Origin of the sequence: uncultured Campylobacter sp. (assembly GCF_938002845.1) — a bacterium.
Classification (GTDB): Bacteria; Campylobacterota; Campylobacteria; order Campylobacterales; family Campylobacteraceae; genus Campylobacter_B.
Genome location: NZ_CALKZP010000003.1, coordinates 13,462 through 30,525, shown reverse-complemented (window position 1 = coordinate 30,525; position 17,064 = coordinate 13,462). Strand labels below are relative to the sequence as shown.

Annotated in this window: 14 protein-coding genes and 1 pseudogene; 10 read left to right on the top strand and 5 right to left on the bottom strand. The window is 47.0% G+C overall.

Features of this window, described 5'->3' with window-relative positions; translation table 11 throughout:
• Positions 1 to 200 (bottom strand): annotated as a pseudogene (locus Q0224_RS00235) (hypothetical protein); the annotation flags it as partial.
• A 323-nt stretch (positions 201 to 523) separates the two neighbouring features.
• Between Q0224_RS00235 and Q0224_RS00230 the strand changes: the two are divergent.
• The 3 genes from Q0224_RS00230 (at position 524) to Q0224_RS00220 (ending at position 3,949) form a co-directional block, all read left to right on the top strand.
• Positions 524 to 1,243, top strand: a complete 720-nt coding sequence (locus tag Q0224_RS00230) for a TerC family protein (RefSeq protein ID WP_297948004.1) — start codon at positions 524 to 526, stop codon at positions 1,241 to 1,243.
• Between the two features lie 32 nt (positions 1,244 to 1,275).
• On the top strand, positions 1,276 to 2,757 hold the full coding sequence (locus Q0224_RS00225) for a hypothetical protein (protein WP_297948002.1): 1,482 nt from the start codon (positions 1,276 to 1,278) through the stop codon (positions 2,755 to 2,757).
• Positions 2,758 to 2,947: 190 nt separating this feature from the next.
• On the top strand, positions 2,948 to 3,949 hold the full coding sequence (locus Q0224_RS00220; protein WP_297948000.1) for a hypothetical protein: 1,002 nt from the start codon (positions 2,948 to 2,950) through the stop codon (positions 3,947 to 3,949).
• Between the two features lie 365 nt (positions 3,950 to 4,314).
• On the opposite strand, the gene Q0224_RS00215 is transcribed toward Q0224_RS00220, so the two are convergent.
• The 3 genes from Q0224_RS00215 to Q0224_RS00205 form a co-directional block, all read right to left on the bottom strand.
• Positions 4,315 to 5,343: a DUF3137 domain-containing protein gene (locus Q0224_RS00215; protein WP_297947997.1), complete on the bottom strand. Its 1,029-nt coding sequence runs from the start codon at positions 5,341 to 5,343 to the stop codon at positions 4,315 to 4,317.
• A 382-nt stretch (positions 5,344 to 5,725) separates the two neighbouring features.
• Entirely contained in the window at positions 5,726 to 6,286 is a 561-nt protein-coding gene (locus Q0224_RS00210; protein ID WP_297947994.1) for a Fe-S-containing hydro-lyase, read from the bottom strand.
• 10 nt (positions 6,287 to 6,296) lie between these two features.
• Positions 6,297 to 7,142: a fumarate hydratase gene (locus Q0224_RS00205; protein WP_177389397.1), complete on the bottom strand. Its 846-nt coding sequence runs from the start codon at positions 7,140 to 7,142 to the stop codon at positions 6,297 to 6,299.
• Between the two features lie 199 nt (positions 7,143 to 7,341).
• Here Q0224_RS00205 and Q0224_RS00200 point away from each other — a divergent pair, with 199 nt between their 5' ends.
• The 3 genes from Q0224_RS00200 to Q0224_RS00190 all read left to right on the top strand — a co-directional run bounded on the left by Q0224_RS00200 (position 7,342) and on the right by Q0224_RS00190 (position 10,006).
• Positions 7,342 to 7,899 carry a NapC/NirT family cytochrome c gene (locus Q0224_RS00200; protein WP_297947990.1) on the top strand — a complete coding sequence of 186 codons (558 nt, stop codon included), beginning with the start codon at positions 7,342 to 7,344 and terminating at the stop codon, positions 7,897 to 7,899.
• A 10-nt stretch (positions 7,900 to 7,909) separates the two neighbouring features.
• Positions 7,910 to 9,310 (top strand): multiheme c-type cytochrome, encoded by a 1,401-nt coding sequence (locus tag Q0224_RS00195; RefSeq protein ID WP_297947987.1) that lies wholly within the window; start codon positions 7,910 to 7,912, stop codon positions 9,308 to 9,310.
• A gap of 279 nt (positions 9,311 to 9,589) precedes the next feature.
• Positions 9,590 to 10,006 carry a hypothetical protein gene (locus Q0224_RS00190; protein ID WP_291940165.1) on the top strand — a complete coding sequence of 139 codons (417 nt, stop codon included), beginning with the start codon at positions 9,590 to 9,592 and terminating at the stop codon, positions 10,004 to 10,006.
• Positions 10,007 to 11,238: 1,232 nt separating this feature from the next.
• Here Q0224_RS00190 and Q0224_RS00185 read toward each other — a convergent pair.
• Positions 11,239 to 11,457 carry a hypothetical protein gene (locus Q0224_RS00185; RefSeq protein WP_297947984.1) on the bottom strand — a complete coding sequence of 73 codons (219 nt, stop codon included), beginning with the start codon at positions 11,455 to 11,457 and terminating at the stop codon, positions 11,239 to 11,241.
• 310 nt (positions 11,458 to 11,767) lie between these two features.
• On the opposite strand from Q0224_RS00185, the gene Q0224_RS00180 reads away from it, so the two are divergent.
• The 4 genes from Q0224_RS00180 (at position 11,768) to Q0224_RS00165 (ending at position 17,044) form a co-directional block, all read left to right on the top strand.
• Complete coding sequence (locus Q0224_RS00180; protein WP_297947981.1) at positions 11,768 to 12,373, top strand: DUF6803 family protein; 606 nt, start codon at positions 11,768 to 11,770, stop codon at positions 12,371 to 12,373.
• Positions 12,374 to 12,765: 392 nt separating this feature from the next.
• Positions 12,766 to 13,455, top strand: coding sequence for a response regulator transcription factor (locus Q0224_RS00175; RefSeq protein ID WP_297947978.1), 690 nt, complete (start codon positions 12,766 to 12,768; stop codon positions 13,453 to 13,455).
• A complete protein-coding gene (locus Q0224_RS00170; protein WP_297948007.1) occupies positions 13,445 to 14,863 on the top strand; it encodes a DUF3365 domain-containing protein in 1,419 nt (472 codons plus the stop codon). Before Q0224_RS00175 ends, Q0224_RS00170 begins: the two co-directional genes overlap by 11 nt.
• Before the next feature lie 105 nt (positions 14,864 to 14,968).
• Positions 14,969 to 17,044: a cytochrome C gene (locus tag Q0224_RS00165; RefSeq protein WP_291940175.1), complete on the top strand. Its 2,076-nt coding sequence runs from the start codon at positions 14,969 to 14,971 to the stop codon at positions 17,042 to 17,044.
• The last annotated feature ends 20 nt before the right edge of the window (positions 17,045 to 17,064 follow it).

Genomic DNA, 17,064 nt, shown 5'->3' with positions numbered 1-17,064 from the left:
ACCATCTTGACCGTCTTTAATCCGCCGTTTTCCTCTTTGCTCCACGCGATACTTTTGCATTTTTTCGAGCCCTCGATCGCCGTGCCGATACTCATAGACTTAAAATCGGGCAAAGTATAGTTTTTCACGAGCTCTACTTCGTCCTCGCCACATCCTATTAAAATCAACGTCGCAAGCGCGACACCTAGTGCATATTTCATCTTCGCTCCTTTGAGATAAATTTTAAAAATAATGCTACCCCCCCTGCTTAAAAATGGGTAAATTTAGAGCTTAAATTTTAAAATTTCGCCGCAAAAATTTCGCTCTCTCAATCCACGAAATTCTGCGCGCCGCAATTCTACCGCGCATGCGGCGCTTTGCGCCTTTTAGCGAAATAGTTTTGCGGTAAAATTCCAAGATAACCCATCCGTATTGCACATCACCTAAATCCGCGCGCAGTTTCGCGCACGAAGGCGGTAAAATTTAGAAATTTTAACCAAACTTTCGCTATCATCACGGCTTAAATTTTACCCAAAGGAAACCGATGTTTGAATGGATCGCCTCACCCGAGGCATGGATCAGCCTGGCGACGCTCACGGGACTTGAGATCGTGCTTGGCATCGACAATATCATCTTTATCGCGATTCTGTGCGGCCGCTTGCCCGAGGCGCAGCGTGGGCGTGCCCGTATAATGGGGCTCTCGCTTGCGATGTTCACGCGCATACTGCTGCTTCTTAGCCTTAGCTGGATCATGGGGCTTACCAAGCCGCTATTTAGCGTGCTTGCGCGCGATTTTAGCGGACGCGATCTCGTGCTGATCGGCGGCGGATTGTTTCTGCTCGTCAAATCCACGCTCGAGATCCACTCCAGCGCCACGGGCGAGGCACACGAGCATAGCGCTAGCGGCGGCAAGGTAAGCTTCGGCGGCACGCTCGTGCAGATCGCCGTTTTGGACATCATCTTTTCGCTCGATAGCGTCATCACCGCCGTGGGCATGGCGCAGCACCTGCCCGTGATGATCCTCGCAGTCATCATCGCCGTGGGCGTGATGATGCTCGCTAGCGGCGCGATCGCGCGCTTTGTGGACACAAACCCGACGATCAAAATTTTAGCGCTTGCATTTTTGATTTTGGTAGGCGTCTCGCTGATCGCCGACGGGCTGGGCTTTCACATACCTAAGGGCTACATCTACTTCTCGATGGCGTTTTCGCTGCTGGTGGAGCTCATCAATATCCAGATTCGCAAAAAATCCGCCGCGAAATGATCGGAGGAATTTTGCTAAATTGAAAGGCGCAAATGGGGTTTGCTAAACTTCTTTCGCCGCGGCAGATCAAGCTTGCTCGCGGCACGGTCAGGGATTTAAAGCTAGAGCTCGCGGCTGCAGGCGCGGCTAAATTTAGCTTTACGCTGGAGCGCTTGCGCTTTGCGGGAAATTTGGACTTAAAGCGCGACGGACTTTATCTGCCGATACGCGAGGGCGACGAGCTGGCGGTGATATACGAGGCTTCAAGCTCAAATTCCAGCCGCAGCGCTTTAAGCGGCGCCGATTTAAGCGGCGAAAATTCCGTGCCGCACCCTAGCTGCGAAACTCCAAATAGCAAAAATTCCACCGCCACAAATTCAGACTGCGACGCACATAGCGATACCGCGGAAAGTGCACGTCAAAATTCTGCGGTATCTGATTTATCAAATAAAGATCGCAGCGGCATAAGCTCCGCCGCTTTGAGCCTGATCCACGAAGGCTTTAACGAGCAGGCGAACGCTAATACGGAACTTTATACTTCGAGTTTGAATTGCAAAGATTTAAGCGGCTCCCTCTCTTTAAATTCTACCCGCGAGGAGCACGGCACTTCGGTAAATTTCGCCCTCTCCCCGCTAGATTTCGTTAATCTAAGCCTAGGCGCGCAGCGCTGGAAGGACGCCGGCAGCACGGCACTCGCCGCGATATTCGCAGCCTTCGGCGTAGCGCTAGCCGCGATGAGCATCTACTGCATAATCTTTATTTTTGAAAAGAACGATCCTGCGGTGGCGATAGCCCTGCCCGTCCTCGCGCCTTTTGCATATTGCAGCTTTAAGTTTATGCGCAGAGACTGGCGCGCCGCAAAGTTCGGGCACATATTCGCAGCGCTTCCGCACTCCAAAGAGCCCAAGCGAAGCGGCGAAACGGAGGGCTATGCTAGCGGCGTGCGTGTGCTGCAAAGCGGCGACGTTTATTACTATGGCTTCGCGCTGGACGGGCTGTATTTATCGGGCGATAGCAAACGGCGTATCGTCTCCAGCGCGCTACGCGCAGATCAAAATTTAGCGGAGCTTGCGGACGGCGAAAATTGCATGAAATTTAAGAATTTAGACGCAGAAAATTCCGTAAATTCTGCGAGTATTAAGAATTTTGCGAAATCAGCGAATTCCATAAGCTCTGCAAATTCTACTAACGCAGCAAATTCTATAAATTCCGCCCGCTCCGCCAAAACCGCGGCATCCGTCAAGGCGAAGGACGCCTCGCAGAGCTTTGAGCTGCAAAACGGCGATATTCTCCGCGCCCGCTACAAAGACTACCGCGTAAGCGGGCTTTGGAATCAAAGCCGCAGCGCCAAGCTAGGCGATACGCGCAGCGGACTTCGGCGCGCAGCGGATTTTATCGCGGGCGTGGCGCTACAAATAGGTCTGCGTCTAGGCGGCGCGCTCGTGCTGACGCAGCTCGGCGATCACATCGGCGGCTCCTTCGGCAACGCCCTAAGCTTCATCGGATTTTTGCTGCTGCTTAGCCTTATGCTTTGAAAGACGAATTTCAAGCGACAACCTCGCGGAATTTTGCAACTTCAAGGAATTTCAAATTCCGCAATTTCGCAGAATTCCGCAGCGAGCGGATTCGGGTTTTAAATTGAGGGCGCAAATTCTAAATCCAAATCTCGCGCGGCGCAAATTTGCGCTATAATCTAGCGAAAATCAAAGATTTAAAGGATGCGACTTGAAAATTTTAATCTCGTTTTTGTGCTTATTAAGCTTCATGTTCGCCGAGGCAGCGCCCGCTTTGGCAGAAGGTGCAAACAGCGCTCAAAAGGATCAAAACCTAGAAATTTTAACGGCAAATTTAGACGCGGCGCTGAAAGAAATCGATGAAGCCAGGCATCGCCCCGATGGTACGCCTTGCGAGAGCATCGTTAGGTTAAGGGCTGCGTTTATGGAGTTTTTGCAAAGCGCGGGCGAGAGAGCGCCTCAAATTTTAAAATCCTTGAGGTTCGCCCCGAATATGGCGATCTCGCAGGACGGCAAGTTTCGGGCATATTCGGTAGATATCAGCACCGGCGGCACGATGGGCGCGAGCTACGTAGCGTATCAATACGTAAGCGGCGGGCAAAATTTCATTATGGATTTTGCAGACAAAGGTGCGCAGCAGATGCAAGAATGCGTTCTTGGCGGCAGGCGGGATTGCGCCTGCGGCGATTGGGCAGTCGGTACCGCATGGGGCGGCGATCGAGTGATAAAAGTTTTTAAAGTTAAAGAAAATCTATATCTTATTTACGGAGGATCAAAGGGCTCTACTAAGCTCACAAACGACGAATTTTGGGCGGTAGAAGCAAGCGAAGCGGGTATAAACCTAGCGAATATATTCCACTACGTCCGTTCATGCGGTGGAGATTGCGACTGCTCTAAAAGGAGCTCTTTGGTGCCGCCGCCGCACGACTCCGCTCGATTCGGCATAGAATATGATTTTTTTTCATATTTAGACGGCAGTGACGAGATAAAGAATAAATACGCTAAAAGGACGTTTTTGACCTTTGAAAACGGCATACTGGGCGCTCTTAAGGTAAAATATAGCGATAAATACCCGGACGGCGAGCTTGTCGATGAATATCAATACTTTAAATTTGACGGCGAAAAATTTACGATAGAGAGTAAAATAATTCATTGCGAGCCCGGTAAAATTATAAAGGAGTTAGTCGCGCCCTCTAGCGCGCAGGGGCTTTGATGGGTACCGTGATGCTTGGCGGGTGCGCTAAATTTTAAGGCGCGACAAAATTTCAAATTTCAAGCGCGTAAGATTTCGGCTGCGAAATTTTAAAATTCTAAATTTTAAAGCATAGAATTTCAAGGCACGGAATTTTAATTTCAGAATTTTAAATTTTGCGGTGCAGAATTCCTCAGCGTGGATTAAAATTTCAAATTTCAAAACGCGCGGGATTTTAGGGCGCATGAAATTCCAAAGCGCGAAATTCATGAAATTCAAAAGCAGAATTTTAAAATTTCAAATTTTACGGCGCGTGAGGTCGCAGCACGGCGTGTGAAGCTATAGTGCGCGAGGCTGTGACACGAAAAGCTGTCGCGAGCCGTCCGCTAACTCCAAATTCTTTCGTTTAGTTTTAGGTTTTTCACGATCCTCAAAAAGTGTGAAAGCTCGCGCTTGAGCTGCGCGGCGGGGTCGCGGCGCAGCACGCTTTCGTCGATGTTGGGCTCGAAATTATCGCGCCCCGTATTTACGAAAATATAAATTTTGCTATCTGCGAAGCTAAGACTAACGGGCGCGGCTACGGCACCTGCGAAGCGCAAGAGCCTCCGCATAAAGGCGGGCGTTAGAATATACATCGCGCCCGCCGCGTCCTCGCAATACACGGCAAAGGCGGCGTTAAACTCCGCATCGTCCATATCGATCTTTTTTAGCCCGCCGGTGTTCGGCGCGCCGGCGCGAGCGGGAAAAATCAGGGTTTTAGCGCTTATGCGTTTGTTAAATTCCGCGTAGAAAAAGGTGCCCAGGATTTCACTTTCCAAAATTCTATTAAACAATTTCACATCGCAAAATGCAAACCTCACGCCGTCATAAACGCCCGAGACCCTATCGTTGCCATATAAGTATTTGTCTAGTCGAAAAAAGAGCCCGGAGAGCTTGAGTTTAGCAGGATCGATATCGCCTGAAATTTCATATCGATAGCCGAACGCCTTAAAATAGGGCATCAGATAGTGCTCTTTAAAAGTGCACTGAAATTTTACCGAATAATCTTGTTTAAAGCCTCTAAACAATACAAACAAGCTCGAAGCAGCCAAGATTAAAATTATAATCGCGAGTAAGATATATTTGGAAATCGTGGGGCGATTTTGTAAATCATTTAGAAATAGGCTCATAGCAAAAAGGCAGGCAGCATAGATTATCTTAGCTTTTATGGAGCTTTCATCGCACAAAACGGCTACTATAAGAACAACCGCGAATAATCCGATAAGAGACAACAAATCTGTCATGCCTCCTCCGTCGCGTAGCTTGTATAACAAAAACGCGCCGTAAAATAGCATGCACGCCGCCGCTAAGATCATATTTCTTTTCGCCTTATACAAAAGCTCCAGTCTGATCTGCTCCAGCTCGCTTGCGCTCATTTTGCTCCTTTTAAATTTGAGATGGATTATGGCGCTAGCGGGCTTTAAATTTGCTTACGAACGGCGCCGAAATTTTAAAATTTAGACTTAGATAAATTTGCAATTAAATTTAGCGGCGGATTGTTAGATGGAGCAAAGACGGGATTTCGGTATAAATTTAAGCGGTGCGAAATTTTAAAAATTCCGCGCCACGAATGGAGACAAAATTTTACGAACACGATTTAAATTTTGCTATAAAATTTCACTGCGCAGTAGCGTAAAATTTCGCGAAACAAACGCTGTAGTTTATGCCTCGAAATTTACGGGCACCCGTGAGCAAACGTAGATAAATTTACGGACGCCCGCGCCGCAAAGAGCACAGCGCGGACGCCGCTAGCAAAATTTAGATTTTTCTGTAAGGCGCCTGACCTACTTCGTAGAAGTTGTTGCCCTCGCTGTCGATCGCTACGATAGCCGGGAAATCCTCGACCGTAAGTCGCGCGACCGCCTCGGGGCCGAGCTCTGGGTAGGCTAGCACTTCGTACTTTTTGATACTTTGGCTAATCAGCGCGCCCGCGCCCCCGATAGCGACCATATAGACGCAGCCAGATTTCTTCATCGCTTCGACGACAGCGTCGCTGCGGTAGCCCTTGCCGATCATGCCGTTGATGCCGACTTCGTTTATCATCGTCGGAGTGTATTTGTCCATGCGTCCGCTAGTCGTAGGTCCTGCAGCACCGATTGCCTGACCAGGTTTGGCAGGGGTTGGTCCCAGATAATATATCGTCTCGCCCGCTAAGTTTACGGGTAGCTTCTCGCCGCGAGCGAGAGTTTCGGTTAGAGCCTTGTGCGCGGCGTCGCGAGCTGCGATGATGGTACCGTTGATTAGTACGTTATCGCCCGCCTTTAGGCTTTTTACTACGCTTTTATCGAAAGGTGCGGTAATTCTTTTAACTTCTGACATGATTTCCTCCTTATAGTTCGGCGTCGGCATGGCGAGCCGCGTGGCAGTTGATATTAACGGCGACCGGAAGCCCTGCTATGTGGGTCGGATACCACTCTACATTTACCTTAACGGCGGTATTTATGCCGCCCAAGCCCTGCGGACCGACGCCCGTAGCGCGCGCCATCTCCAGCAGCTCATCCTCTAGCTTGGCGTAGCGCTCGTCGGGATTTCTGCTGTCGATCGAGCGAACCGCGGCTTGTTTGGCTAAAAGCGCCGCCTTATCCATCGTGCCGCCGATACCGACGCCTACGACCATAGGAGGGCAAGCGTTAGGACCAGCGTATTTAACCGCCTCTAAAAATACTTTTTTTACCCCCTCGATGCCGTCTGCAGGAACGAGCATTTTTAACACCGATTTGTTTTCGCTGCCAAAGCCCTTTGGGGCTACTTTGATCTTAAGCTTATCGCCGGGAACGATGCGGGTATTGATGACTGCAGGGGTATTGTTCGTGGTGTTTTTGCGCTCAAAAAGCGGCTCTGCGACCACGGATTTGCGCAGATAGCCGCCTACGTAGCCGTCCGCAACGCCTGCGTTGATAGCATCCTCCAGATATCCACCCTCGATATGTACGTCCTGACCGAGTTCGACAAAAACCACCGTCATACCGGTATCTTGGCAGATCGGCGCGACCTCTTTTGCCGCCAAATCGGCATTTTGCAAGAGCTTGCCTAAGATATCTTTGCCGATAGGCGAAGTCTCGTTCTCGCGCGCTTTCTCAAATGCCGCGCGCATATCTGGCGTGACGTGATAACAGGCTTTTTTGCAAAGCTCGCTGACTACTTTTGTAATCTCAGCTGCTTGGATCGTTTTCATGATCTCTCCTTGTATTGAAATTTTAATGGATTATATTCCGTTAAACTAAAAACTTAGTTTAAAATTTTATCTTCATTTAATAAATTTTAACAAAAGGCTAGAAAATAAGCGGCTTTTAATCTTTTTATAATAAAATACCACTTTTCGAATTATCAAATACTAAAAATTTTGCGAAGAAATTTTAAAATCAAGGAAACCTATGAAAAAGAAAACTCTTGTGCTGCTCGTGGGCGCTTGTGTGCTTATAGGAATGATACTTTCTCTTGGGATTGCGGAGATGGTTCACCTTACGGGCACTGATAAATTCTGCGTATCCTGTCATACGATGCAGCCGATGGCAAACGCATTTCACAACGATGTTCACGGCGGCAATAACCCGCAAGGCTTCAAGGCCGATTGCGTCGCCTGTCACGTTTCTCATGAAAATACCTTTATGTATCTTTGGACTAAAGCTCTAACCTCCGCAAATGATGTCTACAAAACGGTCTTTACCGATGCCGATAAGATCGACTGGCAAGAAAAACGCAAGGAGCGAAATCATTTCGTTTATGAAAGCGGCTGCCTGAGCTGCCATCGAAATTTAAAAGAGCAAAACAACCAAGTAGATAAAGCCTGGCTTGCGCATAGGGATTATTTCGCGGGCACTACCGGCAAAACCTGCGTGCAGTGCCACGAAAATGTCGGCCACAAAAATATGGGTATAGAGATTACCAAATATTGGGATAAATACAACCGAGAAAATAACAAAACCAAGTAAAGGAGAAGCAATGCTAAAAAAAGTCGCTATTTTAATAGCCTGTATCGCATCGTTTGCATTCGCAGAAATGCCCGCGCAGCATGCGAATATGTCCGCGTCGGACGCGAACGTAAGCAATTCTGTAAACGTTAGTCTTACGAAGAATTTAAAGGTAAATAGGCAGCTTACGCCGCTAGCTAGACGCTGCGTCGAGTGCCATGCCGAAAAAACTCCGGGCGTCGTTGCGGATTGGAAGATGAGCCGCCACGCTCACGTAGGTGTTAGCTGTACCGACTGCCACTCGCAGCCAGCAGATAGCCCTATGGCAGCTAAAGAGCCGCATCCGAAAGACACAGACAATCATATTTCGGTGCTAGTTAGCCCAAAAACCTGTGCCAAATGCCACAGCAACGAGGTTAAAGAGTTTGAAAACAGCGGTCACGCAAGAGGCGCTATGCAAATGCAAGCCAACAAAGGAATGGTTGATCTAATGTATCACTATGAAGGACGTGATATCCCTGATCTTAAACATGCACCTGATATTACCGGTTGCTCTCAATGCCACGGTAGCGTCGTTAAAATGGATGAGCATAACAAGCCTACCAAAGAGACCTGGCCCGTTTACGGCATCGGTACGGTTTATCCGGACGGTAGCGTAGGCGGATGCAAATCGTGCCACTCGGGTCATAAATTTTCGATCGCCGAAGCTCGTAAGCCTGCTGCTTGCGCATCTTGCCACTTAGGACCTGATCATCCGGATATCGAAATTTACAATAACTCAATGCACGGACACGTATTTAACGCTGAAGGTAACGAGTGGAAATTCGATAGCGCTCCTGGTACTTGGGCGGTTCCTGACTACCGCGCCCCTACATGCGCGACCTGCCATATTAGCGGCGGTGTGGGCGATCTAAACTCCACTCACAACGTATCTCAACGCTTGAAGTGGAATTTGTGGCAGCCTAAGAGCAATCTACGCACCGGCGGTAATGAGACCGCGGTAAGCGAGTTTTTAAATACCGGCAAGTTAAACATTGGTAATCCTTTGGCGGGTAACCTAAACGGTCCTGAGGCAGCGCGTGCCGAGATGAAGCAAGTCTGCAAAGAGTGCCACGCAAGCACCCACACGAATAATTTCTTTGAGGTGGGCGATAAGCAGGTACTTCTATATAACGTTTACAACGACGAAGCGACTAAGATGCTAAAAGAGCTTAAGGAAAAGAAACTTCTAAAAGACGATCCTTGGGCGGATGCGTTCCAGCGAATCTACTATGTTTCATGGCACCACGAGGGTCGCAGAATGCGCCAAGGCGCGCTAATGGGCGGACCTGATTATTCGCATTGGCACGGCGTATTCGAGGTCAAAAATGATATCAGAGAGATGCGCGAAATCTACGAGCGCCGCATCAAAACCGGCAAGATCGAGGAATAATCCTTCTTAGTCTGCTAAATTTTGCCGGACTAAACAGATCAAGCTTGTAAGCCCCTGTACTTCGCAGGGGCTTTTTTGTTTGGATAAAATTTTGGAATTTTATTTTGTAATCCGCGCAAAGCCCATCGAAAATCGCCCTAAAAGCCACTACAAAATCACTATCTAATTATTTAAGATTATTGAGAATTTATGACGGAAGTAGCTGATAAATTAGAGTAAATTTATCTCTTTGCAATCCAAAATTAGCTACAATCGCGCATATCATTTAAAAGGAATTTTATGGACAAGCAAACGGCATTAGACTTTTTGAGACTTCATCAGCCGATGCCTGCGCAGCTTTCGGATCAGCTCGTGGCAGAGTTTCGTGCGGTACGAGAGTTTTTGCGTGATAATCCCTGCGACGAGGCGCTTGAGCCGCTTTTGCGCTCGCTAAACGAGGGCGACGGCGCAGGTGAATATCCACTCGTGGACGAGGTGCTAGGCGCAGCGGACGATGCTGCTGCGGTAGCTGCGATTAGAGCGGTCTTGGAGGATCCGAGCACTGGCAGCGGAGCGCGATTTTGGGCGACGCTTTTTAGCGTGAGCTTCGTCCGTAAGGAGCTCATCGCAAGTCTGGAGACATCGCTTAAATACGCAAACGATGATTTGATCGAGCTTACGAAGGAGCAGATCGAAATGTTTAAGCAGCTGACGTAAAGTTAGCTGCTTAACTTATGGTTGCGCCTTACTCGATAGATTGCGCCGCTACAAAGCAAATCCAAATTTATAAAAATCGGCTTAATCGCAGGCTGCTTTTAAATTTTAAAATTTTGCGGTCGCTTAAAATTTTTAGAGGCGGCGATCGAGCAGGCGGCGCGCTTTATTTTCTACGCGCTGTGGCAGGCGCCCTGTGCGAGGATTGCTATCGGCAAAGATATAAGCGTCGCCGCTAAGTGCGAGCGGCGAAGACACCGAGCTAGGGAGGGTAGAAATTTCACGGCGTCGTTTGAAGTAAAATTTTAAATCTGCGGGCTTGTGATAGAATTTAAGTCGTAATAATGAAGCATAATTTAATATCGCTACGAGCTCACCGCTGAAATTTTAAGATTACGTCGCGCAGTGACGAGATTTTGCTCGGTGCAATCCGTACGAAATTTTAAGCCGTAAAGATAAAGCGGAATTTCTCATACGTGATTTTTTGAGACGAAATTTTAAGCAATGAGTTTGAGGGGGAATTCTAAAGCGCGAGTTAGACTATAAATTCGCACCGTCGGTAGAGGATACCGCGTCTTTTTTGCTCTGAGAACTCCTACCGCACGGCAAAGAATTTTACGTTTTTAGCACTACAGCTATGGATCTTGACCACGCAGTGAGCAAAGTTGCGCTGCGCTATGCGACTAAGGATACTGCGCCATTTCGCAAGCGATTTTGTGGCGAGATAGGCTATGTGTTTGGGCGCACGACATAGAAATTTGTATGGTGCGATAGACGTGGGATTACACGGCGCAGATTTCGCGTCCTCATCTGCACTGCTAAAAATTCTACTGAGCAGAGGTGATCTAGAAATTTTGCAGCGGCACAAAATTGCCTAACGCGGATTTTGAGCTTGCGCAAAATTTCGCACCGCTAGCATGTGAGAGACCTGAAATTTAAAATCGCATATCGCTTTAAAATTTTAAACTTATGAAATTTGAGCCGCGCTTACTTTTAAATCCTAAATCACGCGCCGTGTTTGGTGATGAAATTTTAAAATTTTATCACGCCAAGAGCAGCTCGATTGATTTGCGGGCGCAGCTAAAAAATAAGATAGATAAAATGCATCAGCGTGTGAAGCGGGCTAAATTTAAACTGCTAGCGAAATTTTAAAGCGCGGCCTAGACCGCTTACGGGCGCTCGATCTTGGCTTTAAAATAGTTAAATTTAGCGCTGGTGCTCGCAAGACGCTTCGTCTACCTGATTTTTGCGGTGCCGAAGCAAAGTCCGTTTTCGTTGCATTGCATATTTTCGATTTGCGGATCCTCGCTTTCGCCGCAAATTTGGATCATCTGATGCGACGCCTCGTCCATTTTGGGCTCGCTGCAATGCGAAACGCCTGGCTTTGGATGCTCTGGAGCGGAGCAAGCACATATAAACAGCGCTGCGCAGGCAAATAAAATAGCATTTTTCATTTTAAATCCTTTTTAAAAAATTTCGTAATTTTATCTTTGCAAAACTGAAATTTTGCGGAATTTAAAGCGTTTCGGATAAATTTAAAGCATCTGCTTTTGCAAATATAAATTTCTAAATTTCACGTTAGATACGAAGAGGCGGCGTGTAAAGCGAGATAAATTTAATATTTGTGAGCGAGTTTTAAGACGCAGCCCAAATCGTTTTACTGAAAGATAAGATTAAAGGCGCACTTAATCTTATCTATCGTTTTAAAATTTTTTACCGAAAGCCGCTATAATTGCGCCCTTTAAACCAAAATAAGGAGAAAACATGGCAATGACGAATTACATGGAACTTTTGATGGCAAATCAGCCGTGGAATTTGATTTTATTTATGGCGGTGCCGATGGGCTTAGCAGAAGCGATAGTAGCGAGCGAATTTTTTAGCTTGTACCACGCGCAGAAGGGCTCTTTGTCGCTAAAAATCAATAAATGCCTTAGCATCATTCTCGGCGCTTATTTTACGATATTAATCATTTACGTAGCGGTTAAAATTTTGCCCGTCATTCATTTACGTGGCGCTGCGGACGCCTTAGCTTTGGCGGCATACGTAGCGGCGGCGTTGCCTGCGCTGGTGCTGCTACTTTTGGAGCTCGGAGTTATCGCAAAAGGAGCGGAATTTAGAGCTAGGCTTAAATTTCATTTCTTGGCGCTGATTGTATTTTTGGTGCTAGGACACGTCGCGATGATTTTTGGAATGACCGATCCAGGTATGAGCGGCATGGATCATTCTATGATGGATCATGGCTCGATGAGCGGGATGAGTCACGATATGGGTTCGATGGAGGGGATGGATCATTCGCATATGAATCATGGCTCGATGGAGAACATGGATCACGGCGGCATGGATCACTCAAAGATGGAGCATTCACATTAACTTTAGTATGCCCGGCTTGGGCTAAATTTTAAAATTCTATCCCGCCGAGCTGCGGAGCTGATAGATCTTTATGATTTGATTGCCTTTGTCTGCGAAATGCATATGCAAGCACCTCTCAAATAAAATTTTACCGCCTTTCATATACCGCCTGCGAGGCGGTAAAATTTAATATCGAGCTTATCGCCCCACCTTTTTACGTTCTTGTGATCTTTTAAGCCGACTTATGCAGGCGCAAAGCTCGTACATAGGCGGTTTGAGGTTTAAATTTGCGTGCAAACCGCTTTGGTATATTTTTAACGTTAGTTTAATGCTAAATTTATATAATCTAAGTCTAGTTATATTTTAAGAGACGATTAAGAGTAAAAAGTGCTAAGCTTGGAGGCGGATAGAGTATGCAAGATTACGAATTATTGGACGTTTTATCCAATAAAAGGGTTCTTTGCCTAGAGGACGAGCCCGGGATTTTAAAAAATATAACCGAATCGCTACAGCTGTTTTTCGGCGAAGTAGTGGGGGTTAAGGACGGGCTGGAGGCGCTTGATGAGGCGATGAGCGGCTCGTACGACGCGCTGGTTTTTGATATCGGCGTGCCGCATATGGACGGGCTAGAGGTCGTTAAAAAGATTCGCGCTGCCGGCATCTCAGTGCCGATCGTGATACTTTCGAGCCACACCGAGCAGGAGTATCTGTGGCGGGCGGTGGAGCTTAAGATCACTAGGTATCTGCCTAAGCCGTACGACAAAAGCTCGTTTATAAAGGCGCTGCAAGACGTCGCTGCGGAGCTGATAAATCACGCGCCGATATTTAGTATAAGCAGCGAGCTGAAATATGATTTTGCCAAAAAGATCATCTACGTAAAAGACAGCGCCTGTCATCTTTCCAAAAGCGAGAGCAAGCTTTTGGAGTACTTCTTAGCGCGCAAAAATCAAACCGTAACCTACGAGCAGCTATTCGACTACATGTGGGAGTTCGAGCAGCCTAGCAAGGAGGCGATCAAGGCGATCGTCAAAGAGCTACGCCGCAAGATCGGCAAGGACGTGATTAAAAATTTATATGCGGTGGGGTATCTCTTTGAAGTATAAATTTAAATTTATCGTAGCGGTTTTCGTACTGCTATATATCGTAATTACGGCTTTGGTTTTTAACTTCTACCGCGAGCTTGCGCTAAAGGACACGAGGCGCGAGGCGTTTTATATCCTAGATACGATGAATGCGGTGCGCGATTACGTCTCGACCGTGCAGCGCCCGCTAATAAACGAGCTTAAAGAAAAAAAGCTTCTAAGCGAGGATTTTTTCGATCCGAGGCTGATGTCCTCGACCTACATAACGCGCGAAATTTATAAAATTCAGCTCGCCAAAAATCACATCAACTACGACTACAAGCTTGTCGCTACCGATCCGCTCAATCCCGAGCACGAGGGAAGCGAGTTTGAGAATGAAATTTTAGAGGGCTTTAAAGAAAACAGATATAAAGAATACTCCAGGATCGTCTACGATAAAGGTGGCGCCTCGTATCTTTTGAGCCTGCCGATAACAAACTCCCAGTCTTCGTGCACCGAATGCCACAGCATCAACGCAGCACCTAAAAAGATGCAAGAGCTCTACGGCGATGTGGGGAATTTCAAAGGCGGCCTAGGCGATACGATTGCGATGATAAGCTTTAAAATTCCGATAAAAAGTATTCTGCTCTATCACACCAAAGAGTTTGTCGTTAGCGGCCTAAGCTTGCTTGCAGTGTTTTTGATCTGTATATTTTGTATCTATAAAATTCACAAAAAAAACGCGACTTTAAAGATGCAAACTCAGCTTTTACTGATAAATCAAAGCCGCCTCGCGCTCATGGGCGAGATGATCGGCAATATCTCGCATCAGTGGCGCCAGCCGCTATCACAGATCAGCTCCACGCTTATAAATTTAGAGCTTTACAACGAGCGAGGCAAGCTCTCAAAAGAGAGGCTCGAAGGCGGCATAAAAGACGCGGGCGAGCAGGTAAAATTTATGAGCGATACGATCGAAGATTTTAAAAATTTCTTCAATCCGAACATGCCAAAGAAAGAATTTAGCGCCAGCGAGGCGATCGAGCAGGCGCGTAAAATTTTAAACGCCTCGCTTAAAAAGCACGTCATCGACATAAGCGTGCGAATAGAGGAAAATTTTACGCTTTATGGCAACGTAAACGAGCTCATCCAGGTGCTCATAAACATCATAAATAACGCAAAAGAGGCGTTTTTGGACGTGCCGCTTAAACGGCGTGAGATTAAAATTCGCTCGTTTTTAAAGCAGGGCGAGCGAGTGATTACGATCGAAAATAACGCAAGCCGCATCGATGAAGCGCAGCTAGATAAAATTTTTGAGCCGCACTTTACGACAAAACAGCAGGGCAGTGGGCTCGGGCTATATATGAGCAAGATGATAATCGAAAAAAACGGAGGAAGCATAAGCGCTGCGAATTCTGACGAAGGCGCGATATTTACGATATCTTTTCGTTAAATTTAGACTTCATTAAATTTTCTCCCTTTTTCGCCCTTTTTTGTTGATATTATTTCGAGCGTAGAACTTTGCTAATTTAAAATTTCGATTTTCAAAGGAGGAGCCATGAAAAAATGGAATAAGATGCTACTAGGCGCGCTAGCCTGTATTAGCATTTTTGCCGCAGGAGCCTGTGCTGATGAAGGCATGGGGCATGAGATGGAAATGTCGCAAAAATCGCGCGACGTCATCGCAAATCCTAAGGGCACGTTGCAAAGCAGAGGCGTCATATCCTTGCAGGACTACGTCGTAGAAGAGCGAGAGATGTATGACTGGCTATTTAAAAATCACCCGATTTTTACCAAATACGGCGGTAAGACAGTCGGTAAGATGGATGTACACGACCGAGGTTTGGAGTGGCTTGCGGAAGGGCATGGATTTGACTTTTCAAAGGCTAGTAAAAGAGACGACGGCAAGGGCTATAGCTCTATGATGTATAGAATCCCTGCGGGCTCTTCCTTGCAATTTCCGAATAAATTCATAGGCCCTGAAAAATGCGGCGAGTGCCACCCTGCGCAGTATGAGACATGGAGCAGATCGCGCCACGCCACTACTATCCGCTTCCCGGGCGAGCACCCGGAGGTTAATAACAACCTAACCGATCCTGTATTTAGCCCAGATACGGCGTCGATCCTTCCAAAAGGTATTACCCCTGACGTAATTTATGCGACTGTGGGGCATCTAAGGACAAAATTCGGCTACGTAGATGCATGGCTTCTACGCGGAACCTATCACGTAGAGGGCGGCTTGCTAAGAGATGGTACCGGTCAGATCGTAGCCGGCGGCAACCAATTCCAAAGGACTTGGGCGTTAAATTTAGATGATGAGACGGTCAAAAAGATCAAAAAGATTGTTCCGGAATTCCCGGGCACGCTTGAGGAATACGGCGACAACGGCGGTTACGTAAGAGGTCTTGCGTCGTATGCTGCAAAATACAAAAAATCGATGTTTTTCCAAGCAAACAGCTCGTATTGCGAAGTCTGCCACCCATTCAAATTCGATTTTAAAACTAAAAAAGAATTCTATGCTGCTTTGGGTAACGCAAAAGAGCTTCAAAAGCACACTATCTCCAAAGGTATCACCTGTGAAGAGTGCCATGGAGCGGGCGGTCACCTTGACGGCGCTACAAATTTTAGAACCTCAAACTGCGAACGCTGCCACCAAAGATTTAACTATAGCCCTGATTTAGCTCGTGCTAATCCACTAAACAACGGAAATCCCGATCTATCTCTTAGCTCTAAATTTAAATCTATGGGTCCAGGCTGTGGCTCTGAAGGCTCTCAGTCCTACTTTACCGCTCACTACGAGAAGGGTATGCGCTGCGTAACCTGCCACGATCCGCACGATAATACCGGACCGGTAGTTGGCGATAAAACCGTCAAGGGCGTAAATTATAACTCCGAGCAGGGCTATTTGAGCGCGTTTTATACAAAGCCTAAGATCACAAAAGAGTGCAAAGATTGCCACCAAGAGCAAGCCTACATCGCCGCAAGAGCCGATACGCATAAAGACAATACCTGCGCATCTTGCCACATGCCGTTTATGATGAGCTGCGAGAACTTCTACGCTATTCAGTTTCAAGACAACGCGGGATTCGATACTCAAAGAAGATCGCACATCTGGAAGATCGACATCGATCCTGCTAGAAAATCTCTAGTCGCAGGCGATGCCGCTAAAGGTCCAAGAGATGCGAAAGATTGGCACTTCCAAAGAAATAAAGATGGACGAAATTTCGTCGATCTTATGTGGTCGTGCGCGAGAACCTCGTGGGCTGATAAAGATATGCAAGATACCAAAGGCTGCCACAGCCCTGTCGTTTCCGAGCTAAAAGAGACGCTTCACTTCAAGAACCAAAAGCAGGTTTACGATGAGGTTATGGGCTGGCAAACTCCGATTAAGAGCGACTTCTCGCAGGTTAAGATCGGTATTCAAGGAATTTACTCTATCCTTGAGACTAAAAAGCTTAACTCCAGCGACAAAACTCGCGTTTACGAGCTAATAGAAAAAGCTCAAGACACCGTCGATCTTATCGAAAAAGACGGCTCATGGGGAATGCATGGCTTTAAATATACTAAGCAAAGGCTAGAAGCCGCTAAAGAGTATATCAAAGAGGCTCAAAGAATTCTAAATAATAATTTATAATTCTTTCGGGGTCGCGTAAG

Coding starts and splice junctions, on each gene's coding strand:
- Q0224_RS00230 (WP_297948004.1), top strand. CDS start 524: ATGTTTGAATGGATCGCCTCACCCGAGGCATGGATCAGCCTGGCGACG.
- Q0224_RS00225 (WP_297948002.1), top strand. CDS start 1,276: ATGGGGTTTGCTAAACTTCTTTCGCCGCGGCAGATCAAGCTTGCTCGC.
- Q0224_RS00215 (WP_297947997.1), bottom strand. CDS start 5,343: ATGAGCGCAAGCGAGCTGGAGCAGATCAGACTGGAGCTTTTGTATAAG.
- Q0224_RS00210 (WP_297947994.1), bottom strand. CDS start 6,286: ATGTCAGAAGTTAAAAGAATTACCGCACCTTTCGATAAAAGCGTAGTA.
- Q0224_RS00205 (WP_177389397.1), bottom strand. CDS start 7,142: ATGAAAACGATCCAAGCAGCTGAGATTACAAAAGTAGTCAGCGAGCTT.
- Q0224_RS00200 (WP_297947990.1), top strand. CDS start 7,342: ATGAAAAAGAAAACTCTTGTGCTGCTCGTGGGCGCTTGTGTGCTTATA.
- Q0224_RS00195 (WP_297947987.1), top strand. CDS start 7,910: ATGCTAAAAAAAGTCGCTATTTTAATAGCCTGTATCGCATCGTTTGCA.
- Q0224_RS00190 (WP_291940165.1), top strand. CDS start 9,590: ATGGACAAGCAAACGGCATTAGACTTTTTGAGACTTCATCAGCCGATG.
- Q0224_RS00185 (WP_297947984.1), bottom strand. CDS start 11,457: ATGAAAAATGCTATTTTATTTGCCTGCGCAGCGCTGTTTATATGTGCT.
- Q0224_RS00180 (WP_297947981.1), top strand. CDS start 11,768: ATGGCAATGACGAATTACATGGAACTTTTGATGGCAAATCAGCCGTGG.
- Q0224_RS00175 (WP_297947978.1), top strand. CDS start 12,766: ATGCAAGATTACGAATTATTGGACGTTTTATCCAATAAAAGGGTTCTT.
- Q0224_RS00165 (WP_291940175.1), top strand. CDS start 14,969: ATGAAAAAATGGAATAAGATGCTACTAGGCGCGCTAGCCTGTATTAGC.